Raw genomic sequence first — 25,768 nt, 5'->3', positions numbered from 1 at the left:
TTTGCTTTTCATCCTTAAAACATCCAAAATATGTGCCAGAACCATTTCGTTTAGAATCGATAACGCCATGACACCCCAAAATGCTGTTCGCCCATCGACAATGAAATATTTTCCATAAAATCCATCCGCTGAGCATGCAGTACACCATATAAAACCAAATCAAAAACCAACAGGAAGCTACCCTGCAAAATAAGGGAGTTTCCATAACCGGTCAATAATTCTTTTCGTTTGTCATATTTTGAACTCAAATTCTTCAACAGAAATCCAACTCCGATATACCCCAGATCCAGACCACTGTTTATTAACAAAATCTTTTCAATTTTCCGGGCTTCTGACAATGCATCCTCACTGGCAATTGCAAGGGGATCAACCTGAAGATTGTTGTAAATGGCAAAACCTGCGATACCAAGATTCACAGTATTCCAAAAAAGATTCATCTGATGGAAATACTTTTTTTTCGCCATCGTAGCTACCCCAACCCCAGGCGCCTGTAGCAATATTGACGATCGCCCATGAACCAAGAATATACATCCCGGTATTCTGGGTCTGAATATGCCTTGCATAAAATTCATCAGAACTTATCTGAGCATCTGCATCAATTGCAAACATCATCATAAAAGCCAACAAAAAAAGCCATCGCCAAGTCGGACAATCTTTCATCTGTTCATTATTTATATCATAAAAACTAAACAAACCCTTACCACAATTAACACTCCAACCTATTTCTTAGTTCAACAGAATCTCTATTAAAACAAAAAGACCAAACACCATCAAAAGGTCTCTCCTAAAGAATGGTAAATAACCCCCAAATATTGGTCTTTTACCACTTTTTTTCAACAAGAGTATTGACAACACATTTATTTCGATCTACATTTGCTTTGTTTAGGTTTTTAATATTTTTTTTAAACACTAAAGATAAAAGGTCATGAAGCATTTTACCAAAAATTTAAGATTCAAAATCCCTTTTGGGATTTTAACTATTGTGACACTTTTCCTGGCTTCCTTCCAGGTTAAAGCACAAACTGTTGTCGACATCATTGTCAACAGTGAAGACCATACCACACTGGAAACAGCTGTGGTGACAGCCGGATTGGATGACGACCTGAGCGGCGACGGTCCTTTTACAGTATTTGCTCCCACCGATGCCGCTTTTGACGCACTTCCGGCAGGCACTTTGGACGATTTACTGGCCGATCCCCCGGGAGAATTAACCAATGTGTTACTTTACCATGTTGTTGCAGCAGAAGCTCTATCCACAAGTCTTTCAGATGGTCAGATTATTACGACCATGCTGGGTAAAGACATCGAAGTGACCATTACCGGCGGAGATGTTTTTATTAATGATGCCCAGGTAACTGTTGCTGACATTGATGCCACCAACGGTGTGGTACATGTTATTGATGCTGTACTTATTCCTCCCACAACTGTTGTGGACATAATTAACGACAGTCCGGATCATACAACACTGGAGGCAGCACTTCAAGCTGCAGAGCTGGACGCAGCGCTCAACCAGACAGGACCTTTTACAGTGTTTGCGCCTACCGACGCGGCATTCGATGCTCTTCCGGCAGGAACACTTGATGATCTGTTACTTGATCCCACTGGAGACTTAACTGATATTCTGCTCTACCATGTGGTTGCTGCTGAAGCTCTATCCTCCAGTCTTTCCGACGGACAAGTCATCACCACCATGCTTGGTAAAGACATCGAGGTGACCATTACCGGCGGAGATGTATTCATTAATGATGCACAGGTTACCGTAGCGGATATTCAAGCCGACAATGGAGTGGTTCACGTAATTGATGCCGTGCTGACACCTCCAAACACCGTTGTGGACATTATAAATGACAGCCCGGATCATACAACACTGGAAGCAGCACTTCAGGCTGCAGAGCTGGACGCAGCGCTAAATCAGACCGGACCCTTTACTGTGTTTGCGCCTACCGACGCGGCATTTGATGCTTTACCGGCAGGTCTTCTCGATGATTTACTGGCCGATCCCACCGGAGAACTTGCAAACATTCTGCTTTACCATGTAGTACAAGCTGAGGCTGCATCCTCAAGCTTAAGCGATGGTGATGTCATCACCACCATGCTGGGCGATGACATTCATGTAACGATCAATGTAGACGGCGTATTTATAAATAGTGCAGAGGTTACTGCTGCAGACATCCATGCCGACAATGGCATTGTGCATGTCATTGATGCAGTATTAACGCCCACATATGACGTAAATATTTCCGAAACTGTTGATTACGGAAAAATCCTGACCGATGCAGATGGCAACACTTTGTATTTCTTCACACTTGATGCAGACGGAACCTCGGCCTGCGTTGGTGGTTGTCTGGATAACTGGCCGGTATTCTACTCAGATGATATGATCATTCCCGCAGAATTGGATGAATCTGATTTTGGGTCCATAGATCGCGGAAGCGGGGTTATGCAGACCACTTACAAAGGCTGGCCTTTGTACTACTTTGTCAATGATCATGCGGCTGGTGACATCAATGGTGAGGGCGTTAACGCAAAATGGTACGTCGCCAAACCGGATTATACCGTTATGCTGATTGACGACCAGCTTACCGGCCTGGATGGTAATGACTACACCAGCACCTACGAGCATGGTACTGAAATAACGCAGTATTTTGTAGACGACTATGGAAATACACTCTACACCTGGGTGAACGATTACGACATGCGAAATATGTTTACCGCCGAAGATTTCTCAAACAATTCAGTCTGGCCCATTTATGAAGAGACGGAAGCTGTCGTGCCATCCGATCTCAATGCTTCAGATTTTGGAAGCATTGATGTTTATGGCAGAGATCAGTTAACATTTAAAGGATGGCCACTCTATTTCTTTGGTCAGGACACGGAACGGGGCGAAAATCAGGGTGTCAGTGTTCCCTCACCGGGTGTGTGGCCGGTAGGAGTAAATGGAATGATGACAGCACCGACTTACACCGTTGTGGATGTCATTGTCAACAGTCCCGATCACACCACACTCGAAACAGCTGTATTGGAAGCAGGGCTTGAAGTCGCTCTGAGCGGCGAAGGACCATTCACTGTGTTTGCGCCTACCGATGCAGCTTTTGACGCGTTACCTGCAGGAGTTCTTGATGGCTTATTGGCAGATCCGACAGGAGCACTCACAGAGGTTCTCTTATACCATGTAGTGGAAGCTGAGGCCCTGTCTTCAAGCCTCTCCGACGGGCAGGTCATAACAACCATGCTTGGTAAGGATATTGAGGTGACTATTACCGGTGGAGACGTATTTATTAACGACGCACAAGTTACCGTAGCAGACATTGAAACCGACAATGGAGTGGTGCATGTGATTGATGCTGTACTTACTCCCCCCACAACTGTTGTGGACATAATTAACGACAGTCCGGATCATACAACACTGGAGGCAGCACTTCAGGCGGCGGAACTGGATGTTCCACTGAATCAGACCGGACCATTCACTGTATTTGCGCCTACCGATGCGGCGTTTGACGGTCTTCCTGCAGGAACACTTGATGACCTGTTACTTGATCCCACTGGAGACTTAGCTGATATTCTGCTCTACCATGTTATTGCTGCTGAAGCTCTGTCCACCGATCTATCTGACGGACAAGTCATCACTACCATGCTTGGTAAAGACATCGAAGTTACCATTACCGGCAGTGATGTATTTATTAACGGTGCTCAGGTTACCGTTGCAGATATTCAAGCAGACAATGGAGTGGTTCACGTAATTGATGCCGTGCTGACACCTCCCAACACAGTTGTGGATATTATCAACGACAGCCCCGATCATACAACGCTGGAGACAGCACTTGAAGCTGCAGAACTTGATGCTACGCTGAACCAAACAGGACCATTCACTGTGTTTGCGCCGACTGACGCTGCATTTGATGCTCTTCCGGCAGGAGTTTTAGATGCTTTACTGGCTGATCCCACAGGAGATTTAGCTGATATTCTGCTCTACCATGTGGTGGCTGCTGAAGCCCTTTCTACCAGTCTTTCCGACGGGCAAGTCATCACCACCATGCTTGGCAGAGACATAGAAGTAACCATTACCGGCGGAGATGTATTTATTAACGATTCTCAGGTTATCGTAGCAGACCTCCAGGCCGATAACGGCGTAGTGCATGTAGTTGATGCCATTCTGACACCTCCGGTTATAACCGTTTTCGACATCATTTCCGCCAGTGCAGATCATACGACTCTTGAAACTGCACTGATTGAAGCTCAACTGGACGACGACCTCCAGGGCGAAGGACCATTCACTGTTTTCGCACCAACCGACGCTGCATTTGATGCATTGCCGGATGGCGTACTCAGTGATCTTCTCAGTGACCCAACAGGCGCTCTTGCAGATGTACTGTTGTACCATGTAGTTGCAGGAACTGCTATGTCAACCAGTTTAAGCGACGGTCAGAGCATCACAACCCTGCAGGGAGACGATATTGTGGTGACTATTTCTGAGGGAGATGTTTACATCAATGATGCCATGGTTACAGTCGCTGATATTGAAGCCGACAACGGCGTGGTTCATGTTATCAATGCCGTTTTAGATCCGGGATCATCGACCAATGTGGCCAATGTTTCAGCCAACGTTGAAGCCATCAAGATATTCCCCAATCCATCAAGCACTTATTTCAATATCACTTTCATTTCAGACAAAACTCAAGCTACGTATATGGAAATATTCAATATGCTTGGGCAGAAAGTATTTGAAAAAGACTTCGGCATACTGTCTGCCGGTGAACACACATTCAGGCAGCCGGTAAACGGAATGGACAGCGGGGCATATTTTGTAATCATCGGAACCAATGATTCCCGCAATGTAACAAAACTGAAAATTACCAAATAAGAAATCAAGGGTCAGATAAACTAAGCTGAAATAAGAGGTTGTCTCAAAAGTATAAAAAACCAAAGAAGCATGTCATATTGGGCTTGTCGAAACATCTGTTTATCAAACGAAAAGATTCTTCGACAAGCTCAGAATGACATCAAATATGGACTTTTGAGACATCCTCTTTGTTTTTTGGATCAATATCTCATTATTTCTGATTTTCGCCCAATCGCTCAACTTTCCTTATCCAATTTTCCCGTTTTTTATCATCTGAAAGTTTTACCGGTCCAAATGAAGTCACATTAACGGGCTTAATGCCGCAGAAACCCAAAATCCCCTTTCTTATAGAATTATGTCCCGGACTTTTATACACCAAAGAGTAGTACCACTTAGGAGTGTCCATGGTGACAATTAATCTGGCCGACTTACCTGTCAGCAATTTATCCCAAAACAGGGAGTTTTCGCGATATTTAAAAGCAAATTTGGGAAGAAATACCCTGTCAAAAAAGCCTTTGAGCAAAGCCGGATAGGTTCCCCACCAGTTGGGATAAACGAAGACCAGGTGATCGGCAATCAGAATTTTCTCCTGGATTTTCAGCAAGTCCGGTTCTAACTCTGTTCTTTTGCGGTATCCGTAATGAAGTATGGGGTCGAAATCCAGTTCATTCAGATGAACCAGCTTACAGTCACCTCCTTTTTTGTCGGCCCCGCGTTTGTAGCTACGGGCCAATTCGGTGCAGAGGCTTTCTGAATCGGGATGCCCGTTAATAACAAGAATTTTTTTCATGCTTTTATTGCTTATTATTATATTTTTCCGGTTGTAGACAAAACTTCCTGCAAATATAAGATAGTGGCAATTACGCCCATTCCACCCTCTGCTCCAAAAACGAGATCCACTAAATGGCCATTTGCATCTATCACAGGAGATTCGCTTCTTCCTGCGGGATCTAAATTCTCAGCAAGAGTTTGTACATAGCAACATTTGTCCAGGTTTTTATTTGGTTACCCTGACAGGCAGCAAAGAGCATTAAGGCAACTGCTGTAACGACTTAAAACCTCATAAGCTATTGTGTTTACAAATCATCATTAATCAGACTATACCGATACTCATCGCGAATCACGCCATTTTTTATCAGGGCCTTTTCTGAAATACACTCTAACTCAAAGCCCGCCTTTTCCAAAACTCTTTGCGAAGCTTTGTTGAAGTCAAATACCCCGGTAAAAATCTTCACCAACTTCAACTTCTTAAATCCATAATCTACCATCAAGCGGGTGGCCTCTGTGGCAATCCCTTTGTTCCAGAAAGGTTCACCAATCCAATACCCAATCTCGGCCGAAAGTCGATAAACATCCTCCTGCTTCAACAAACCTATACAACCTGCTAATTGGCCTTTGAAGTCGATGGCAAAAGTCATTGGAGGATCCTCCGCCAGGCACCATTCGAGGAATTCCCTTGCATCTGCCTCTTTATAGGGGAAGGGGATTTTATCCCGAACATTGTCCCATATCTTTTTATTATTTAACAGGCGAGCCAAATCGGGGACATCCTTTTCATTTAGTCTTCTTAAGACCACCTCGTTTCCTGTTTTTTTCATAGTGTGAAGTTTGAGAACATGTAAAACCCAATCCCCCTGTCAGTCCGGTTTTATGCAAGTTATAAAAAACAACTGTTTTTAAGCAGGGGCGTTGAAAAACGCCGATAACACGAACAACTAAATTATTACAACAATATCATTCAGATGCAAAGCTTTTTAACGCAACATACATATAACCTTGCATTTGAGACAAAAAAATCAGCTAATCAAAATGGCTAAAAAGGCAAACGTCCTCAAAATTAAAAAGAGTAACGACTTACCCCCACAAGCCATTAACAAAACCTGCTCCTATCATGCTTTGCATCTGCTTCCCATCCTGCAACGCAACAACTCCGGGACAAACTAAATTTCAAGCTGTTTTTAAGTCATTCTAAAGTCTGATTAAAGACTATTATAATCGAATTTAATTCGACTTTAATACGACTTTACAATGAGTTTAAATTGACTTTATAATGGAACTGTACCGAAGGTGGTACGACGCAGGTATGGAATAGACCAGAAAACAACCAGATTACTACCTGAAAAAAACCCCTTCACCCCGTTATAAATTGGGGAGAAGGGATTTTGAAAATGTATTGAGAAAACAGATTAATGCAGTTCTAATTGTTTTACTTTACCATAAGCATCACCACGGATGGATTTAAATGTTTCAATCATCTCCTTAAGCTTTTCCGGTTTTTCCTTTGCAAGGTTGGTTCGTTGACCTACATCTTCTTTAAGGTTGTATAACTGGTATTCATCAGAATTACCAAGTTCTATATTAACCAGCTCATTAACCGCAGGCCCTTCGTAAGGTGGGATCATTATCCAGCCGCCCTTCCGGATAGCTGTACGGGAAGTAGCTTCAAGAATAACCTGATCACGTCCTTTATCACTTTTCCCCAGAAAAACGTCCAATAAGTTTTTGCTGTCAGGACCTTTAAGATCACTCCCTACCAGCTCAGATAAAGACGAAAGAATGTCAATCTGACTAACCAATGCATTTGAAACAGTTGGCTTAATGGTTCCCTTCCAATAAGTAATGAACGGCACTCTTGTTCCTGCTTCAAACAAACTGTATTTGCCTCCTCTCAGCGGCCCCCACGGTTTATGGTCTCCAAGTTTTTCTACAGCATTATCGTAGTAACCATCATTCAATACCGGACCGTTATCACTTGAGAAAATTATCAATGTATTCTCTAATAATTCTTCCTCTTCGAGAGTTCTGATAAATTGTCCGATACACCAGTCGGCTTCCACAATAACATCTCCTCTTGGTCCCAAACCGGATTTACCAACAAAGCGTGGATGGGGGGTACGGGGAACATGTGGCTGTTGCATAGCGTAATAAAGAAAGAAGGGCTCATCCTTATATTTTTTAACATATTGCTGTGCTCTCACCAGAAAAGTATCAGCCATGTTTTCATCTACCCATTTGGCTGATTCACCACCTTTCATGTAGCCGATGCGAGGAATGCCGTTTACTATACTACTGTTATGACCATGATGCCATTTCATTTTTAACAATTCCGGATTGTCCTTCCCGGTAGGTTCTCCTTCAAAGTTCTTCTGATAATTAACCTGAATAGGATCATCTTCATTAAGCCTGACAACATTACCGTTTTCAATGTATACTGTTGGCACACGATCCTGAGTGGCAGCCATTATGTAAGAATAATCAAAGCCTACTTCATTGGGTCCCGGAGCAATCTTTGAGTTCCAGTCCACATTTCCGCTTCCCAGACCAAGATGCCATTTTCCGACCACAGCTGTTTGATAACCTTCAGCCTTCAACATTTCAGGCAAAGTGATCTGTGCTGTATCAATCAACAAAGGTGCTGTACCGGGTAAAATATTGGCATCCTCGTTGCGCCAGGGATATTCGCCGGTAAGTAGAGCGAATCTACTGGGAGTACAGGTTGCAGATGATGCATAGCCGTTCGTAAATTTCACGCCTCCGCTTGCAAGACCATCAATATTGGGTGTTTCTAATTCATGGGCTCCATAGGCTCCAACGTCACCATAACCCAAATCATCGGCATAAATAACAACAATATTAGGTTTTTCCTGAACATCAGCATCTCCTACACAGGCATATGCACCCAACAACAAGGGAATCAATAGTGTTTTAAATTTTGTTTTCATAAAATATTATTTTTTTAATGCTTTCCTAAAAAACATATTCAAATTAAAATTACCTGGAATTCCGATTTCATCTATGACAGGCCACAGGCTTGCTAAATACTCATTTTACAGGCAAGAATTAGTTAAATATCCAAACCGGTTTTTTTCACATATTCGTTGATATTTCTGCGCGAATGCACAAACGCTAAGAAATAACGAGATAGTAAGTAACCTGAATTTCATTTTAAAATAATTGATATGATTTAACCCGGATTATTCATAAATAATCCCTGTCGCCAACAGCGACTAAGGTTCAGTAAAAACATTCTTCAAATGTTTAACTTCATCTAAGTCGGGCTTAACCTGCACTTTATCCATAAGGGATATAATTTATGAATAGTTCATGTTAAAATATGTATCTAATTCTTTTGTCTTATGAACACAGCTTTATTGACCAGATAAAATGGTTTGATTTTTATTGTATTTACTTTTCCATAAGAAAATGGTTCCCCTTTTTTGCATTTCTAAATTCCTCGTGTGAATCAATCACCGCACCCGGATCGCCTTGTTGTTTCATCCACTTATCAAGCTCAGCCGACAATCTATTTTTTATGGGTTGCATCTCTTTATTTCCGGCGAGGTTGCTCATTTCGTTGGAATCGTTTTTTAGGTTGTAGAGTTCTTCTGAAGGCCTTCTCATATAGCGCATTACCAATTCGTGAATTTCGGAATTACTGGCCGATTCAAAAATCCACGATGGCCAATACTGGTTTAAAGGCATCCGTGCCATTAAATGCTTTTCGATGTACAGGTTTTTGGGTGTCAGGTTTCTAATGTAATGATGCTCACCGTCAGTAATGGAACGGATTGGATAGGGCGGCCCCTCAGGCACATTATTGTGCATAAAATAAGCGTATTGTCGGTGGGAGTTCTTCTCACCCAAAAGAACGGGCAAAAAACTTGAACCGTCAAAATCACCATTCGGTTTGCCGTCTAAGGCATCAATTAATGTTGGCAAAACATCGGCATATTGAACCAGTGCATCGGTGCGGCTTCCAGGTATGACTTTTCCTGGCCAGCGAACAATAAAACCGGTGTGCACGCCATTTTCCCAGTTTGTCCATTTACAAAACGGAAGTTGAGCCCCTTGTTCAGAGGTGAAAATGACGATTGTATTCTCTTCAATATTTGCTTCCTTCAATAAATCAAGTGTGGCCCCCACCTGTTGATCAAGTACTTCGATTTCGGCCAGGTATCTTGCAAAGTTTTCACGGGTTTCTTTGGTGTCGGCCAGATACGGCGGCAACTTCAGCTTTTGGGGATCGAAATGTGAAGCATCGCCAACAGTCCAGGGAATGTGCGGAACTACCAATGCCGTTACCAAACAAAATGGTTGATCAAGATCTTTGCTAATAAACTCCTTCAATTTATCGCCATCGTAATTGGCTGTTTCCGAAACAGAATTACGTTCCACACCTTCAACCATATCGAAAGGGAAAACATCCTTGGGACTTGCATGCACTTTTCCGGCAATTCCGGTACGATAACCCAAATCGGCCAAATAATGAACAATGCTTTTGGTGCCGGTACGAGCAATGGAATGGTTCCAGCAAACCCCGTTGTGAGCCGGTTGCATACCTGTGTAAAGTTCGGCACGGCATGGCACACACATCGACATGGTAACGTAAGCTTTGTTAAAAGCAATGCCCTGCGAAGCCAGTTTGTCTATGCGCGGGGTTTTTACATTTTTGCCTCCATACAAAGGCAAATCGCTGAACGTGCAATCGTCGGCCATAATTATTAAGATATTGGGCTTCGATTTTTTAGCAAAAACAGTTGACGAAGCAGTTTGAACAACGAAAATAAGCAACAGAAATACAAGGTGTTTCGTTAAATTTCTCATAATGTATCAAGATATTTTCTAATCGTTCTTTTCAAATCTTTTAGCAATCAATGATCCGGCTCTTTAATATTTATTATCCTACCAACTCAAATAAATTATCATAAGCCCTCAACAAGTTCTTCTCTTGGAATGGCACCTACTTTCTGTGCCCACCCTTTATATTCATTAATTAAAGAATCGACAAGATCCGGATAATTAATAGAAAGCTCTTCCTGTTCCCACCTGTCATCTACAACGTTGTATAATTCCCATACCTGTTCCCTGGGAGGAACGGGGTACCCCCATCTTTTAAAGTATCCGACATCCTTACTATAACGGGATATTAACTTCCATGGCCCTTTTCGGATAGCTCTGTTGCCTTCATGCTCCCAAAAAACGGTTCGATTAGCATTTTCACCATATCCCTTAATCTCGGGCAAAAGGCTTTGACCTTCCAGTTCCGACTTCAAACTTTCAACATCTGCTCCGGCCGCATCTAAACATGTTGGCAAAATATCAATCAAGTGTCCGTAACTCTCATTCTCCACAACCCCATTTCTTTTTAGCGGAATGCTTTTTGGCCAATGAATGATGCAAGGCGTAGAAATACCCCCTTCATAGAGAAAATGTTTGTATCTCCGAAAAGGCGTATTACTTAAATAAGCCCATGGAAGATTATATGAAGCATAAGAATCAGGGCCACCAGGGGCAACTCCTTCGTGCTTCCCGATCAGTTCAGCGCACCCGCCATTATCCTGAACATAGATAATCATGGTATTTTCAAAAATCCCTTTTTGCTTCAAAACTTTAATAATCCGGCCAATATTTTGATCCATACAATCAATCTGGGCCGCATAGACTTCCATTTTTCGGTTCCAATCCGACTGGTCCTGTAATCCTGACTCAAAAGAATGATAGCCTTTATTAATATCTCCCGTGGGTATACTATCCCACCTTGGAACCAAAGAATTCTTAATCTCTTCCGGCTTCTTATAGCTTACAAGTCCTAAGGAGTCAATTCGCTTAATCCGCTCTTTTCGAAGTTGGTCCCATCCATTGTTGAAACGATTTTTGTATTTCTGTATGTCCTCCTTTTTAGCATGCAAAGGCCAATGAGCAGCATCAAAAGCGAGATACATAAAGAATGGAGGATCATTTTGAGTTGCCTCCTCAATATATTCAATGGCTTTATCACCTTCAATATCTGTCAGATATTTTTTTTCGTCCCCGGTTACTTCTCTAAAATCCCCATTCTCATAAACATGATCAAAGTTCCAATAATTGACCCTTTGTATTCGGGTCCAGGTTTTGTCAAACCCCCGTTTATCAGGCAACACTTGGTTTTTCAGGTTTCCAACATGCCATTTGCCAACATGCATGGTTATATAGCCCTGATTTTTCATGTATTCACCAATAGTTTTAACATCCTCTCTCAGATGCCCCTGATACGCTTTAGTTGTTCCCAAAGCTCTGGTCATATAACCAACACCGGCCTGGTGGGGATATTTTCCTGTGAGCAAAGCGGCTCTTGAGGGACAACAACGTGCAGTGTTATAAAATTGACTGAATCGAACCCCGTTATCGGCAAGATAATCAAGATTTGGTGTTTCAACTTCACCACCATAGCAGCCAATATCTGAGAATCCAATATCATCAGACATAATTACTATGATATTGGGTTTAGATTTAAGGTCATTTGCAAAGGACAAATTAATCTGACATACAAACAGAACTAAAAAAAGTGCAATAAGCGATTTTTTCATGACTTGTTTTTTTAATGGTTTTTGTTTCAAAACTCACCTTTTTTCAACAGATGAGGGAAATAATCGTGGTCACGCTTTACGAAACCAACGCAAAAACAGTTTAATTAAGGGAATAAGCGAAAATTGAAATCCATACTCATTTAGTAATAAACCTCATTGCTTTCCAATAAACCCCCAGTTACCGTCCACCGGTTTTAGATTCTCTGGTGGTATAACCTTCGCATTACGGTCAAACCAAATCTTTCCATCTTCGTATTTTAATTCTGCGACCTGAACAAAGCAAGTTTCAGATTCGGGATGATTATCGATTTTTCGATAAGGTTGATTAAAATAAAATAGAAAAGCCCTATCCCCCATTACCGCAACACTTGGGTGGCGGGGCCACCCCTTTTGCGTTTTGTGGTGTCCGTTTTTCTCTTCAAAAAGAGGACCTACATACTCCCATTCTTCCAAATCTTTGGCCCGATAAGCTGTTAAAAAACTGGCTGTGGGATCGGTAAGTAACCAATAGTAGCCTTTCCAGAAAAAAACGTATTGGGCTTCCTGATAATTAAAGCCATGGACCGACTTATCATTCGGATCCCCTGGAACGGCCCCTAAATAGTTCCATGTATTACATTTGCTATCCAAATCATCGGTGGTTACCCTGTAAGTATTGACACCTTTCTTTCCGGGTGTAATATCACGATGAAAAATGTTCCAGGTATCCTTATGTTTTACAATTGATGCATCGATGGAAGAGAAGGGAACATGCATGATTCCTCTTGTGGTCCAACCATCAATTAAATTGTCTGGAGTTGTCGTCAGATGCAGAATAATACTTTCAGGAATTCCCCAACGGCTACCCCCTCCGTCTCCTTTTTTGAAAGTAAGAAACATATGGAAAGTATCTCTGTCTCTAACAATTCCGGGCGCCCACATGATATCCGGTCCTGTGGGCTCACCTCCAATACCATCAACTTTAATATAGCCACGGTGTTCCCAGTTGATAAAATCTTTGGAGGCGGCTACCCCAATAGCTAAAGCGGGCAAAGGACCACCCTTGCAAACCGAGCGGCGGGAGGTATAAAAAAACATCCATTCATTGTTCTCCTGGCTATAGATGACCTCAGCATCAGCTGCCCCTTTAAAGTTGGGATCGGTATATAAGGGAACAGGACATACCTCCTGAGCACTTATGTTTTGAAAAAAAACCATAAAAATGGCGCAAACAACATGAAATTTTCTCATTTTAATTTTTTTTATTTTTAATAGGTAATGGCATTGCTATTCAAGTTCGGGCAACTCCTTTCTCCAGGTCAGCAACTCCTTTTTCATTTGGCCGGCCAAATCAGGATATTGATCCTTCAGGTTAACAGTTTCACCGGGGTCTTCAAATAAATCGAACAATTCCAGGCGAGTGCCGTCATCATTTATCAAAACCTTCCACTTTCCTATACGCATTGCAAGGTTCGGACTTCTGTTTGCTCCTTCAGGATACTTAAAGAACCGGGTGTTATTTCTACCGTATTCCCAAAAGAGTGATTTTTCACGTGTCGAGGGTTTACCCTTGAAAACCTCGCTCCTGTCTTCTCCGGAAGACTCATAATCCTTGGGTATTTCCAACTGAAGTAGATTTGCTAAAGAGGGGAACAGGTCTAATGCACTCACAACCGACATACTGTCAACTGTATTTTTGGGAACCACCCCCGGATACTTGATGATAAAAGGCATGCGTATTCCGGCTTCGTAAAGAGACCATTTCATCCCACGCATTCCATGAGCACGATCAGCATGATCCACAAGTTCCGGTCCGTTATCGCTGGTAAAGATGATGAGGGTGTTATCTACAATCCCCAGTTGTTCAATACCCTCAATCAAGCGTCCCATTTGATTGTCGTACTCTTGCATAACCAGTTTAAGGTTTTCATAGCTCCATTTGGTTGTCCTGGGGGCGGAGTAATCATCAGAAGAGGCAACCCAAGGGGTATGGACGTCATCGGGCCAAAGATTTACAAAGCAAGGTTTGTCTTTATTTTCTTCAAGAAAATCAAGTGTTTTGGTGACAAAACAGGCAGTCCTGTTCCACCTTTTAATACTATCCTCCGGTGACCAGATCCAGTCTTTAGCAGTTAGAAGAGGATCAGGATCAGGACTCTCCCAGGTACTGGAATATTCATCAAATCCATATTCAGTAATCATTGGGGCATTATCAACATCACGTCCACCACCAAGATGCCACTTTCCAAAGTGAGCAGTAGCATATCCTGCGTTTTTAAATAACCGGCCCATGGAAGGAGCATTAGGATCGAGATAGTTGACCATTTCCCTTTCTCTGTTGGCCTTTTTTGTATGTAAAAATGAAGTGATATTCCACCTGGCAGGTTCCATTCCGGTAAGCAAACCGGCTCTTGAGGGGGAGCAAATGGGAGAAGCCACATAAAAATTGGTCAGTTTCAAGCCCTCTTCTGCAAGCTTATCAATATTTGGGGTTGGCAGTAAATCTCCACCAAAAGACGATACATCACCATACCCCATGTCGTCGGTGTAGATAATAATAACATTAGGTGAGGAAGCACCGGCAGACTTTTCCTGATGGCACCCAACCAGCATTGCTAAAAGCAAAAAAGCTATAAGTAATGATGAAAAGCAAAACTTTTTTTGTTTAATCACACACATCAAAATTTTATTGTTTAAAGATTAAAAGATTACCAACTCCTCTTCAAATTCACTTTCCTACTAATTAAATCAAACGGTTCTCAATGCCCTTTGAGGAAACTCTGAATTAAAAAAAAAGAAAGGCCCTTGCGACCTTTCTTTTTGCATAGTCCTTAACAGAAGCCAGGATCACTGATTAAAATGGGATGTTCCTTGTTTTGTGGCAAATATAAATCGTGTCAAGGGAGTTTCGAAAGACCATCCGCACTGAAAAGCCTCTCTATTATCAGCATTAACTCATACAAGTATTGATTTGATGGAACGCGCATAAAAAGACCTCACAAATTGAGTCTTGCAAGATCCTTTGCCATACCCGCTTCATCAGCCCTAACCCCGACGTTGCTATAACTAATCAACAATAAACTTTACATTGTTGATCCTGGTTTCTGAACTCACCTTAAGGATATAAACTCCTTTCTTTAAATCAATATTAAACCGGTTATCAGACAGTGAAACCCAATCGGTCTTTTTAACAAGCTGTCCGCTCATTGAGTATACAGCAAGCTGAGCTTTATTCCCGAAATCATCATCAGTGCGAAGATTCAATACACCTTCATGGTACCAGGCGTCAAGTTTTCCGGCCTCAGCCATATTGTGAACAGAAGTCCCTGAAGACATTGCAGCCGCAACACCATTTGTCATGATAAAATCAATATCAGCAGCATCCAGCACCTCCGAAGTAATCAGGAAATCATCCATCATACCCATGGCGTAGGCCCCACCTTCTCCTTTGCCGGCACCAACAACAATTTCGCCTGTATTACTTTCAGGAGATGGAACAGAACCCGTGGAAACAAGGACGCCGTCAACATACAAATACAGTTCACCTTCATTGGCATCAAACACACTGGTTACGTGATACCAGGTATCTGCGACAATAGCATCTTCAGCATCATTTCGAATGCCACTGGTAAAAGTTCCGATTCGATCACCCACCTTAAGGACTTCAAGGTGAACCCGTCCGGGGTTTTCACCGGCCACATCCTTTTGGTGAATCCATGTTTGAGCACGATCCAACACAGATGACAGTTCACTGTGATTAATCCAGGCAGCAATAGAAAAGCTGTAAAATGAATTAAACCCTAAACCTGAAGAAACAACAGCCATGTTGGAGAAAACACCGGCGTTACCAAATTGTCCGGTTGAAAAAGTCATAGGGTCTCCCTGAGTTTGGTTGTAGGCTACCGCAGTAGAACTACCATCTTCCAAATCACCTTCAAAGTCCAGGTAGGAGATTACCAGAGAGGGATCAATCTGTTGGGAAAAACCAACACCTAAGGAAAGGGAAAAAGCAAAAAGTAGTAAAAGTAAATTTTTCATGACAGATAGTTTTGAAGTTAAACATAATAAAGAGAAAAATACAGGCCAGAACACTGACCTGCACTTATGTTTAATTAATAACCTTCATTCTGCTCAATAGCCATATTGGTATCCGCCTCATTTTGAGGTATTGGAAAAACACGGCGATATTCGACAGCTGAACCAATCCCACGTTCCTGAGCATTAGACACTAACATGTTATGTCTCAGCAGATCCTCTCTTCTCTTTCCTTCTGAAAGGAATTCCCAAACGCGCTCTTGCAAAATAGCGTCTCTCAATTCTTCTTTTGAAGCAAAATCACCTAAAGTGTATTGTGACACCCCAGCTCTGACGCGTACATCGTTCAACAGATCTACTGATTCAGAATTGGGTCCGCTCATCTCGTTTAAAGCCTCTGCTCTCGACAAAAGAATATCAGCAAAACGAATATAGGGGAAATCATTCCCATGAAAAGCGCCCTTTGCATTTGGATCAAAGAACTTCATGTTACGGGCATTGTCCGGTCTTTGATCCCTGTAATTCTTGGTTTCTCCATTAGTGGCAGTATACTCATCAACAATCAGATTTTTACGGGTATCACCCTCTTCAAAAGAGTCAACCACCCAGTCGCGTACTGAGAAATTTGTAGGCCAGGGTGTGCCAACAGGCAACACTCTTTCAAATTGAGGTATCTTTGGAGAACTCAGAAAATCCTGAGACATAGCTCCGTTAAACCAGTTATTCTGATACCCTCCTGTATTGGCCTCATTGGTACAAGGAAAAGGGACTACCATTTCGGGGCTATTTTCATTTTGTACCATAAACATGGTCGGAAAATCAGGAAACAGCTCATAGTAATCAAGATCCATTAGCCTTTGAGCAGTCTCTGCGGCCTTCTGCCACTGCCTTGTATTCAGATAATGTTTGGTAAGGTATCCCAGGGCTGAACCCTTGGTGGCTCTTCCGTATTCATACCCCGAAGGCCGGCTGTCAGGATGAGGAAGGTCTTCAACAACAGCATCGAGTTCTGTTTCAATAAAGGAAAGCATTTCCTCATCGGATGCTCTGGGCTTATCACCAGGTTCTGAAGGAGACATTCTTAAGGGAACCGGACCAAACAGATTATACAACATTGCATAATTAGCGGCTCGCAGATAACGTGCTTCAGCCAAAATTCTGTTTTTCACCGATTGCTCTGCATCCAGACCATCCACATTAGCAATCACCAAATTGGCTTCACGAATGGATCTGTAACGTGAAACCCAAAGACTGTTATTGATCCAGGGCGTAGTATAATCCCAGGTCCAATTGGAAAATGGAGCTACGTTTCCGGCTTCACCACCTTCTCTTATCAAAGCCAGGTCAGTCATACATTCTGATATATTTACCCAGTCTTTAGATTGGCCTCCAAAATACTGATAGTCGTAACTGGAATACAACAAGGCCTCAATTCCTTTCTGGCTGGACAAAACATTATCCGGAGCCAGTTCTGCGTATGGTGGGGAATCCAGAACATCCTCACAACCAAAGGCAAAAACTACCATTAAGGCCAACACGAAATTTTTTATATTTAATCTTTTCATAATACCCAAGATTTAAAATGCAACATTTACACCCATATTGTATGTACGGGCAGTAGGATAAGAATTAATATCCATGCGGATAAGATCACTACCAAATGAATTGGATGCAGGATCAACTCCGGAGTAATCGGTAATTGTTAACAAGTTTTGACCGGTTACAAATACAGAAGCATTGGAAAGGAATGTTAATCCCAGCTTCTCAACCGGCAGATTGTAGCTTAAACGTACAGATTGCAACCTGATAAATGATGCATCCTCTACTGTTCGAGAGTTAACCATGTTTATGCCCTGAGAATTGGGATTAACAAACGACGCATATTCATTGGTTGGATTATCAGGAGTCCAACGGTTCAGGTACGGTTCAGCAATCCTGTTTCTTCTGAATTCAAAAGGGTAGAATGTTTCTGCCATATTGTAATTAAACAGCTCCATTCCATGCTGTCCTTCAAGTGAAGCACTTAGCTTAAATCCTTTATAGCTAACTGTATTGGTTAGTCCCCATGAAAAATCAGGGAAAGGATTGCCTAGAATTTCTTTGTCTTCATTGTTTATTACACCATCTTCATTCTTATCCTTGTACTTCCAATCTCCAGGCTCAACAGGCTGAAGGGTTGTAGAGAAATCATCGCCTTCCTGCCACACACCTTCAATTACATGACCATGGTATGAATACAGAGGTTCACCTTCGGTTACAATGGTTACATTTTGAGCAAACCCACCATAATTTCCTGCATAAAAGGTTCCAACAGGCCCCAGATCCAGAACTTCGTTTTTCAGGGTACTGAAGTTGGCATTGATATCCCAGGTAAGATCTGATGTATTTATCACAGCTCCGGTAAGAGAAAACTCAAGTCCCTGGTTCTTCACACTTCCTGCATTTTCAAGACGAACGTTGAATCCGTTACTTACAGGCTGAGGCACATTCAGCAACAAGTCTTTGGTTTTGCGTACATAATATTCAAGGCTTCCATAAAACTTCCCGCTAAAGAGACTAAAGTCCATTCCTACATCAAGTTGCTCCGAAGTTTCCCATTTCAAATCCTGATTGGCAGCTCTTGAAGGAACTAACAAAGGTCTGAACTCTTCGCCCATGTATGCAGGTCTGTTCCCCGGAATGCTGAATGAAGTAAGATATCTGTAGTTACCTATTTCCTGGTTTCCAATGGTTCCAAAACTACCTCTAAGCTTAACATCTGAGATGATGTCGTTCTCCATCCAGAAGTCCTCTTCTGAAATTCGCCATGCCAGGGCTGCCGATGGGAAAAATCCATATTTATTATTTTCTCCAAAACGGCTTGATCCATCAATTCTGCCTGAAACGGTAAGCAAATATTTCTGATCAAAAGAATAGTTAACACGTCCCAGATAAGACATTAATTTATACTGGTTTCGACCACTTCCTACGTATTGCAGAGAGTCAACACCTGAGCCGATGGCATTGTATTTAAGGTCGGGATATAAAAATCCTGATCCGCTTCCATTATTGTTAAACTGATTAAACTCCTCATAGGTGGTACCAGCTACGGCATTCACTTTATGCTTTCCCATTTCCTTGTTGAAATTTAAAAGAAACTCAGCCAAAACATTGCTTCTGGTGGAGTTGATAATGGAAGCAATACCTCCCGTTGGTTCGCCACGAATGGTAGAAGGATCTACCCAGACATCCCGCCTTGAATTGGTAACATTTCCTCCAATTTTGGCTTTGGCAGATAATTCGGGCAAAAGGAAATATTCCCCCGAAATATTACCATAGGTTCTATAGGTATAAGCAGTGGCATTCATGCCATTGGCAAGAGCCATTGGATTGTCCATAATAATATGCTCAGATAGAACATACCGGCCCGTGAAAGGATTGAAAACCCGTGAAATTGTAGGATCGTAATTCAATGCTGCAAATAGAGGTCCGCCATTGTCGTTTACCCCAATACCATTTGACAGAAAATCGTCTTCAATGTAAGTTGTATTAAGATTTAGATCAATCGCGTATTTCTTTTCTTTCTGTGTTTTCAGATTCAAGCGGGCATTTGCGCGCTCCAGACCGGAGTTAATAAGAATACCCTCCTGATCATAGTAGTTCAGAGACACAAAATAATTAGATTGCTTATCACCACCATTAAAGGACAGGTTATGTTCATGTGTCATCCCGGTTCGGTAAAGCAGATCGGGCCAGTAAATACCATCACCCTGAAAATCATCCACTCGCTCTTCTCCAGGAAAACCGCCATCATCCAATATACCATTCAATACATCCTGATATTGATGAGCATCCAGCATCTCCTGTTCTTTGGCAATTTCCTGAACGCTGTAAGAATAGCTGTAATTCACATTCATCTTGTCGCCGCTTCCACTTTTCGTGGTAATGAGTACAACTCCATTGGCTCCACGAGAACCGTAGATAGCAGTAGCCGATGCATCTTTAAGCACCTCAATAGAAGCTATATCATTAGGGTTCAATGCATTCAACGGATTTCGCTGGTTAGGATTATTGGTAAATCCCTGCCCTGAACCGGTAATCGGCGATACCATGTCAAATGGCATACCATCAATAACATACAAAGGTTCATTACCAGCATTTACTGAGCTTGCACCCCGAATTTTGACACTTATGGCACCTCCGGGTTCTCCACTTTTGGATTGGATGGTAACACCGGCTGCCCGTCCCTGCATCAACTGCTCAATGCTGACAGCTGAGCCTTCGGTGAGGTCATCACTTTTGAGAGACACCACTGATCCGGTAAGGTCGGAACGCTGAACTGAACCATACCCAACAACCACAACTTCGTTTACCAGACTAACATCCGGAGCAAGCTGGACATCAATATTTGAGCGGCCGCTTACAGAAACCACCTGGGTTTTAAACCCTATATAAGAATACCGAAGTGAAGCATTATCAGGCACTTCCAAAGAATACTTTCCTTCCGCATCGGTCACTGTTCCATTGGAGGTTCCTACCTCAATAACCGTTACCCCGATAAGAGGCAATTTGTCATCGGTAGATATTATTGTTCCTGATACAGTTGTCGTTTCCTGAGCATACATGATGCCTGAAAAGACAAACAGAAAAGCTGTTGCAATCAAAAAAGTAATTCTTCTCACCTTTGATTGCGGTCTTTTATGGATTCTAAAATTTTCCATATTTAATTTTTTTCAATTTCAACATTTGGTTAATATGGCTAGCGAACTTTACGGGTGGTATATAACCCTACATCAAACGAAGCATTTTCCTCGTCTTTGCTAAGTTCAATTGCAATGACATTCTTCCCGTTCTTAATTTGATCGGAATATTGAGAGATATCCACATCGGTATAATGTCTTTTTCTTCCTCCCCGGTCTTTCAGGTCAGCAATTAATTGACCATTCAGATAAATGCGGGCACTCGCTTTAGGCATGTAATGCCTGAGAAACAATGTTTCAGGTACCACATTGGTATGGAAAGTTTTTCTCAGATAGATTTTCTCATTGGTCCATTCAGTATTATTGGAGATAAAAGTATTATCGTATGAGCTGAAAGGAGCCGGTTTAACATCCCAGGCGAAATCATCAAAAGAGGTCTTTTTCCAGTCTTCAGATTCAACAGCATTACTTACTTTCCATTCATGAGGATTAACCTCGGAATCTTTTACCAGGCTGAAAGCATCCCAATACTCCTGATACAATTTTGAGTGAATATCAGTAAGCTTGTCCGGGGCGATTTTTACTACTTCCCGGTCGTAAGTAATAAGTCCGTTAACTTCTCCTTCAACGTCAGTTGTCTGTGTATAGACAGCTGCAGATAAGCCTTTACTCACAGGACCTATAAGGGCATCCATCAAGTCATCGTATGCCTCGACAAATTCGTCTTCGGAATGATAAGTAAGATATCCCCAGTTTTTCTTATCCCACCAAAGATGGTCTTCTACCGGATACCCAAGGCCTCCGAACTCACCCAAAACAGATGCACGATCTGCTTCAGCAGGTTCCATACCCGGCCCCGGATAAAGATGAATATCATACATGTCGCCCACACCTCTGTCAGCCCAACCACTTGGGCAATCAACCAAACGAGATGGGTCGTATTGTTCCGTCCATTCGGCAATCCTCTCAGTATCATACTGTCCCCAACCTTCATTAAGTGGTACCCAAACCAGGATACTTGGAAACAGGTGGAAGTGATCCATCATAGCTTTGAGTTCTTCCTCAAACTGAATGGCAGATTCGAGAGGTCTCTCGGCATCTTTCTCTTCCCATGCTTGAATTCTCAAATCCCTGAAATAATTACCATTGGGCATGTCCTGCCATACCAGAACTCCCATTTTATCGCAGTGATAATAGTAGCGTGCAGGCTCTACCTTAACATGTTTGCGAATCATGTTGAATCCCATCTCCAGGGTTTTTTCAACATCAAATAGCATCGCTTCCTCAGTTGGAGGGGTATAAAGTCCGTCGGGCCACCATCCCTGATCAAGCAAGCCCCATTGGAACAAAGGCTTATCATTAAGCAAGATCCGGGTATATCCCTTTGCGTCTTTTCCCAGAGATATTTTACGCATACCAAAATAGCTTTCCACCTCATCCAAAAGCGTTCCATCTGCACGGAGTAACCTAATATTCAAGTCGTACAAAAACGGATCTTCGGGCGACCACAGCCGGGGCTGTGGAACAGAAAGCTTTAGCAATCCTGATTCAGAGCCAGCTCCATATGACAATTTTTCCCGGGAAATGGCTTTACCTTCCTTTAAAACCTCCACATCTACTATGAGATTCTCATTGGTTGCATTGGTCAGTACTTCCACCGAAACATTCCTGGAATCTACATCCGGAGTTGGTTTCACCAATTCAATTCGCGATTGGGGCACCTTTTCCAACCACACGGTTTGCCAGATACCTGTTACCGGTGTATACCAGATCCCGCGCGGGCTGTCAAGCTGTTTTCCTCTAGGCTGAGTTCCTTTATCAGTGGGGTCCCAAACTCTCACGACCAACTCCTGATCTCCTTCCTCCAGAAACGGGGCAATATTAAAGCTGAATGGATCATATCCACCTTTGTGTAGGCCCACCTCTTTCCCGTTAAGGAATATTTGGGCTTCCCAGTCTACGGCTCCAAAGTGAAGGAGTAAATCCTCATCAGCCCTTAATAAAGGAGCTTTAAAAGAGGTTTTATACCATAAATAATTGTCTTCATCCACCATTTTCTTCACCCGGCTAAGCTTTGATTCAATAGCAAACGGGACAAGAATTTCACCCTGGAATTTTTCAGGAACCTTTTTATTATCGGTGGGTAGGATGGCATATTCCCACAACCCGTTAAGGTTTTCCCAATTATCACGCACCATTTGAGGGCGGGGATACTTATCCCAAACATCATTGGGTGAAACCTCGTTCGTCCAACGGGTTTTCATTTCATACTTCAACACATCTTCCTGTGCATAAGACAAGAAGGGGCAAAGTAATATAAATCCTAAAAAAAATAATTTCAATATATTCATCTCTATCTATTTCCGTCGTAGGCATATTAATCCCCGATAAGCATGGATGGAAAGGACTTCAACCCTTCACCTAACCAACTTATTGAACAGGAAAACTTACCTATATTAATTATTTAAAAAGATCTTCCCAGGTATTGGCAACACGCAATCCATCAACAACATAATCACCAGGACCCGAATTATCTCTCAACAAACTGATAGCTTTTATCATTTTATCGCCCCATGAGTCGGGCTTAACATTAGTCAATGCACCTTCAGCAGGTTCTTGGGAAGGAATCACGCCATCTTCAAAAATGTATAACGATGCCGTGTTGTTAACATTATCCGGATCGGTATCCGTGACAGTGTGCTTCAGCACAATCAAATAAGTCTTGCCAATTTCGGGAGTTACATCTGAAAGAGCTCCATCCGGCCCCCACTTTATTCCGAATTTCACATCACCTCCATTATTAGCCACTTGTATCGCAGAAGAAAAATCGCCAGCGCCGTTTGCTTCCACCCAGTCAATAAACATCACCGGACGGTTGAATTGACCTTCGGCAGGATAACCTTCTACTTTAAACATGCAGGAGACATAATAAGAGCCGGTAAACTCTTCATCCTGCTGTTCTGATAAATTGTAGGCATACAGGTTGCTATTGGATCCTGGAGGTGTGAATTTCATATCCACTGCATTACCAATGCCCGAACCGGGATATCCTGGGTATTCCAACCCCGGTGCAATAACATCGATAGGGGTATTGGCAGTTCTGATTTTTATCCAGTCCTCCATCAGTGCGTTCTGAAGTCCATCCCCGGTCCGATCGGTAGATGGTAACTCGCCAACAGCATAATCAAAGTCGTCACTCATTAAGAGTTTTGCAATTTGGCCGGGATCCGTAATTCCCTGTCCGGACAACTGAACTGTGGGCATTGAAACCACACCTGAAGTGGAATGCTCAATGGCTCCTTCAAAGTTGCCAAGCTCGTTGGGCATAAACTTTACATATACATTAAAAAGTCCATCCACAAACTCATCGGGTTGAATCTCCAATGAATTCGAAAACTCACCTGTAGATGTTTTAGATACTGAAAATGCAGAACCGGAAACATTCACAGAGACAGAACCTGTAAGTTTTGTTCCTGCAATTCGGTAATTAGCAGATGATGAGGCATCCAAAATGGTTGGATCAAAATCAACAGTAGCAACTTCTGTTACCAAATCCTGATATACAGGATATGCCGGATCCTCCGTAGAGCATGACTGAAAAAGCCATAAAAAACCTATTGCACCGGCAAACGCGGCCAAAATTCTTTTTTTCATAGTCAAATAATTTAGACTGTTAAAATGCTTATTTTTAATAGTTTCGCTTATTTCCGGGTAGCATTCAACCAATCAATAAAATCCTCAAAAACAAGCGGATTAGATGCATAATCCCCATTTTCCATCCTGATCAGGGACTTTTGACAATACAGGGGATTAATAAACCACATTGGAGAATTTGGTGTCATGTTCTCCGGACATGATTGCTGCAGCAGCGGAAATGTAGCAAGTACAACTCCGTATTTGGTAAATCTTGATTGGTATTCCTTTAAATAATGGGGCGGAAACCACGATCGGGACATGAAAAATGCTTCCCATTCTTTTCTTGATACTCCTTTAGTGTTGGCAATCTCTCCCCATTCATAAAACTTCATAGAGGGATCTCTACCAAACTTCTTTGCGAAACTTCTTCCCACCGGAGTGCTACCAATAGAATCCATCGATTTTTCCTGATACAACCGGTGTAAGGAAAACTCAGGAATAATAATCGGCTTGTCGGGCATCAGATCTCTCACAAACTCAAAAGATTCATCAATTTCATCCAGAGAGGAAATATGCAAATGAACTGCCAACCCTGTTATTCGATCATCGGAATGAGCCATACGAATAAGCTCCATAACCCCGGGAATGGTTCGTTCGTCTTTCATGAACAAACGGGGAAAAGACCCGATATAAACATCCGGGGTTTTTATTTTGAGTTCGTCTTCGAAAAAGGGTAGTACCACTTCCTCAAACTGTCTTTTTGTAAAGCGAACCAAAGGGATGCTCCCATCCTCTTGAGGCATCATATCAGACTTTTTAGTCTCCAGATTAGGCTCATTACCCAGCTTAAAAACATCAACATATGGCCCAACTCTCCTGAGAATTGCTCTCTCGGTTTCAAAAAGTTTCTTTTCTTCTTTTGACCCGGGTTTGGGAATGTCCATCCCGTATTTTTTAAAACCCCATCTAAAGCCAAAGGCCAACTTATAGCCCTTCTTTCCGGCTTCAACTACTTTATCTATTGCTTCATCATTGTTCAAATCTTTATCACCATAGACATAGTCAAGAATCCTGGGAGTGGTTCTCACCCATTCAACCCCAATCTTTTCCAGATATTTGAAATCGATTATTTCGGGATTATGGTTAAAATTGCACCCAATTTCCTGGGCAGATGATAACCTGACCGAAAAAAAGGCCATTCCCATTACAATCAGAAAAAGAAATATGGCTTTATTTGTTTTCATCTTACTATC

At 42.3% G+C, this 25,768-nt stretch carries 16 protein-coding genes; 1 reads left to right on the top strand and 15 read right to left on the bottom strand.

All coding sequences use genetic code 11. The features are described 5' to 3' along the window. Window positions 1–50 precede the first annotated feature (50 nt). On the bottom strand, window positions 51–437 hold the full coding sequence (locus tag DDZ16_RS14855; protein WP_109265276.1) for a DUF6992 family protein: 387 nt from the start codon (window positions 435–437) through the stop codon (window positions 51–53). Continuing rightward, complete coding sequence (locus DDZ16_RS20630) at window positions 367–660, bottom strand: hypothetical protein (RefSeq protein WP_146192243.1); 294 nt, start codon at window positions 658–660, stop codon at window positions 367–369. The genes DDZ16_RS14855 and DDZ16_RS20630 overlap by 71 nt, the downstream gene beginning before the upstream one ends. Before the next feature lie 265 nt (window positions 661–925). Here DDZ16_RS20630 and DDZ16_RS21095 point away from each other — a divergent pair, with 265 nt between their 5' ends. After that, window positions 926–4,861, top strand: a complete 3,936-nt coding sequence (locus DDZ16_RS21095) for a fasciclin domain-containing protein (RefSeq protein WP_109265275.1) — start codon at window positions 926–928, stop codon at window positions 4,859–4,861. Between the two features lie 190 nt (window positions 4,862–5,051). On the opposite strand, the gene DDZ16_RS14845 is transcribed toward DDZ16_RS21095, so the two are convergent. The 13 genes from DDZ16_RS14845 to DDZ16_RS14785 form a co-directional block, all read right to left on the bottom strand. Next, the gene (locus DDZ16_RS14845) at window positions 5,052–5,630 is read right to left on the bottom strand and encodes an NAD(P)H-dependent oxidoreductase (protein WP_109265274.1); all 579 of its coding nucleotides are present in this window, start codon (window positions 5,628–5,630) and stop codon (window positions 5,052–5,054) included. 286 nt (window positions 5,631–5,916) lie between these two features. Next, complete coding sequence (locus DDZ16_RS14840) at window positions 5,917–6,438, bottom strand: GNAT family N-acetyltransferase (RefSeq protein ID WP_109265273.1); 522 nt, start codon at window positions 6,436–6,438, stop codon at window positions 5,917–5,919. A gap of 588 nt (window positions 6,439–7,026) precedes the next feature. Continuing rightward, window positions 7,027–8,562, bottom strand: a complete 1,536-nt coding sequence (locus tag DDZ16_RS14835; RefSeq protein ID WP_109265272.1) for a sulfatase family protein — start codon at window positions 8,560–8,562, stop codon at window positions 7,027–7,029. A 463-nt stretch (window positions 8,563–9,025) separates the two neighbouring features. Further along, a complete protein-coding gene (locus DDZ16_RS14830) occupies window positions 9,026–10,444 on the bottom strand; it encodes a sulfatase family protein (protein ID WP_109265271.1) in 1,419 nt (472 codons plus the stop codon). A 98-nt stretch (window positions 10,445–10,542) separates the two neighbouring features. Next, window positions 10,543–12,186, bottom strand: a complete 1,644-nt coding sequence (locus DDZ16_RS14825; RefSeq protein WP_109265270.1) for an arylsulfatase — start codon at window positions 12,184–12,186, stop codon at window positions 10,543–10,545. 153 nt (window positions 12,187–12,339) lie between these two features. Continuing rightward, complete coding sequence (locus DDZ16_RS14820) at window positions 12,340–13,416, bottom strand: family 43 glycosylhydrolase (RefSeq protein WP_109265269.1); 1,077 nt, start codon at window positions 13,414–13,416, stop codon at window positions 12,340–12,342. 36 nt (window positions 13,417–13,452) lie between these two features. Next, window positions 13,453–14,838, bottom strand: coding sequence for a sulfatase family protein (locus DDZ16_RS14815; protein WP_198416730.1), 1,386 nt, complete (start codon window positions 14,836–14,838; stop codon window positions 13,453–13,455). A 393-nt stretch (window positions 14,839–15,231) separates the two neighbouring features. Beyond that, complete coding sequence (locus DDZ16_RS14810; RefSeq protein ID WP_109265267.1) at window positions 15,232–16,203, bottom strand: LamG-like jellyroll fold domain-containing protein; 972 nt, start codon at window positions 16,201–16,203, stop codon at window positions 15,232–15,234. A 74-nt stretch (window positions 16,204–16,277) separates the two neighbouring features. Beyond that, window positions 16,278–17,765 (bottom strand): RagB/SusD family nutrient uptake outer membrane protein, encoded by a 1,488-nt coding sequence (locus DDZ16_RS14805; protein WP_109265266.1) that lies wholly within the window; start codon window positions 17,763–17,765, stop codon window positions 16,278–16,280. A 12-nt stretch (window positions 17,766–17,777) separates the two neighbouring features. Continuing rightward, window positions 17,778–20,900 (bottom strand): SusC/RagA family TonB-linked outer membrane protein, encoded by a 3,123-nt coding sequence (locus tag DDZ16_RS14800; RefSeq protein ID WP_109265265.1) that lies wholly within the window; start codon window positions 20,898–20,900, stop codon window positions 17,778–17,780. A 38-nt stretch (window positions 20,901–20,938) separates the two neighbouring features. Beyond that, window positions 20,939–23,230, bottom strand: coding sequence for a glycoside hydrolase family 2 protein (locus tag DDZ16_RS14795; RefSeq protein WP_109265264.1), 2,292 nt, complete (start codon window positions 23,228–23,230; stop codon window positions 20,939–20,941). Between the two features lie 109 nt (window positions 23,231–23,339). Next, on the bottom strand, window positions 23,340–24,533 hold the full coding sequence (locus DDZ16_RS14790; RefSeq protein WP_109265263.1) for a lipocalin/fatty acid-binding family protein: 1,194 nt from the start codon (window positions 24,531–24,533) through the stop codon (window positions 23,340–23,342). 47 nt (window positions 24,534–24,580) lie between these two features. Continuing rightward, window positions 24,581–25,759: a hypothetical protein gene (locus DDZ16_RS14785; protein ID WP_109265262.1), complete on the bottom strand. Its 1,179-nt coding sequence runs from the start codon at window positions 25,757–25,759 to the stop codon at window positions 24,581–24,583. Between the last annotated feature and the right edge of the window lie 9 nt (window positions 25,760–25,768).

The sequence above is a fragment of the Marinilabilia rubra genome (assembly GCF_003121985.1).
GTDB classification, from domain to species: domain Bacteria; phylum Bacteroidota; class Bacteroidia; order Bacteroidales; family Marinilabiliaceae; genus Marinilabilia; species Marinilabilia rubra.
The sequence above is the reverse complement of the archived record's forward strand: the minus strand, read 5'-3'. Positions and strand labels throughout refer to the sequence as shown.

What these genes read in the sequence shown, in the direction of transcription:
- DDZ16_RS14855 (WP_109265276.1), bottom strand. Translation starts at nt 437, where the DNA reads ATGAATCTTTTTTGGAATACTGTGAATCTTGGTATCGCAGGTTTTGCC.
- DDZ16_RS20630 (WP_146192243.1), bottom strand. Translation starts at nt 660, where the DNA reads ATGAAAGATTGTCCGACTTGGCGATGGCTTTTTTTGTTGGCTTTTATG.
- DDZ16_RS21095 (WP_109265275.1), top strand. Translation starts at nt 926, where the DNA reads ATGAAGCATTTTACCAAAAATTTAAGATTCAAAATCCCTTTTGGGATT.
- DDZ16_RS14845 (WP_109265274.1), bottom strand. Translation starts at nt 5,630, where the DNA reads ATGAAAAAAATTCTTGTTATTAACGGGCATCCCGATTCAGAAAGCCTC.
- DDZ16_RS14840 (WP_109265273.1), bottom strand. Translation starts at nt 6,438, where the DNA reads ATGAAAAAAACAGGAAACGAGGTGGTCTTAAGAAGACTAAATGAAAAG.
- DDZ16_RS14835 (WP_109265272.1), bottom strand. Translation starts at nt 8,562, where the DNA reads ATGAAAACAAAATTTAAAACACTATTGATTCCCTTGTTGTTGGGTGCA.
- DDZ16_RS14830 (WP_109265271.1), bottom strand. Translation starts at nt 10,444, where the DNA reads ATGAGAAATTTAACGAAACACCTTGTATTTCTGTTGCTTATTTTCGTT.
- DDZ16_RS14825 (WP_109265270.1), bottom strand. Translation starts at nt 12,186, where the DNA reads ATGAAAAAATCGCTTATTGCACTTTTTTTAGTTCTGTTTGTATGTCAG.
- DDZ16_RS14820 (WP_109265269.1), bottom strand. Translation starts at nt 13,416, where the DNA reads ATGAGAAAATTTCATGTTGTTTGCGCCATTTTTATGGTTTTTTTTCAA.
- DDZ16_RS14810 (WP_109265267.1), bottom strand. Translation starts at nt 16,203, where the DNA reads ATGAAAAATTTACTTTTACTACTTTTTGCTTTTTCCCTTTCCTTAGGT.
- DDZ16_RS14805 (WP_109265266.1), bottom strand. Translation starts at nt 17,765, where the DNA reads ATGAAAAGATTAAATATAAAAAATTTCGTGTTGGCCTTAATGGTAGTT.
- DDZ16_RS14800 (WP_109265265.1), bottom strand. Translation starts at nt 20,900, where the DNA reads ATGGAAAATTTTAGAATCCATAAAAGACCGCAATCAAAGGTGAGAAGA.
- DDZ16_RS14795 (WP_109265264.1), bottom strand. Translation starts at nt 23,230, where the DNA reads ATGAATATATTGAAATTATTTTTTTTAGGATTTATATTACTTTGCCCC.
- DDZ16_RS14790 (WP_109265263.1), bottom strand. Translation starts at nt 24,533, where the DNA reads ATGAAAAAAAGAATTTTGGCCGCGTTTGCCGGTGCAATAGGTTTTTTA.
- DDZ16_RS14785 (WP_109265262.1), bottom strand. Translation starts at nt 25,759, where the DNA reads ATGAAAACAAATAAAGCCATATTTCTTTTTCTGATTGTAATGGGAATG.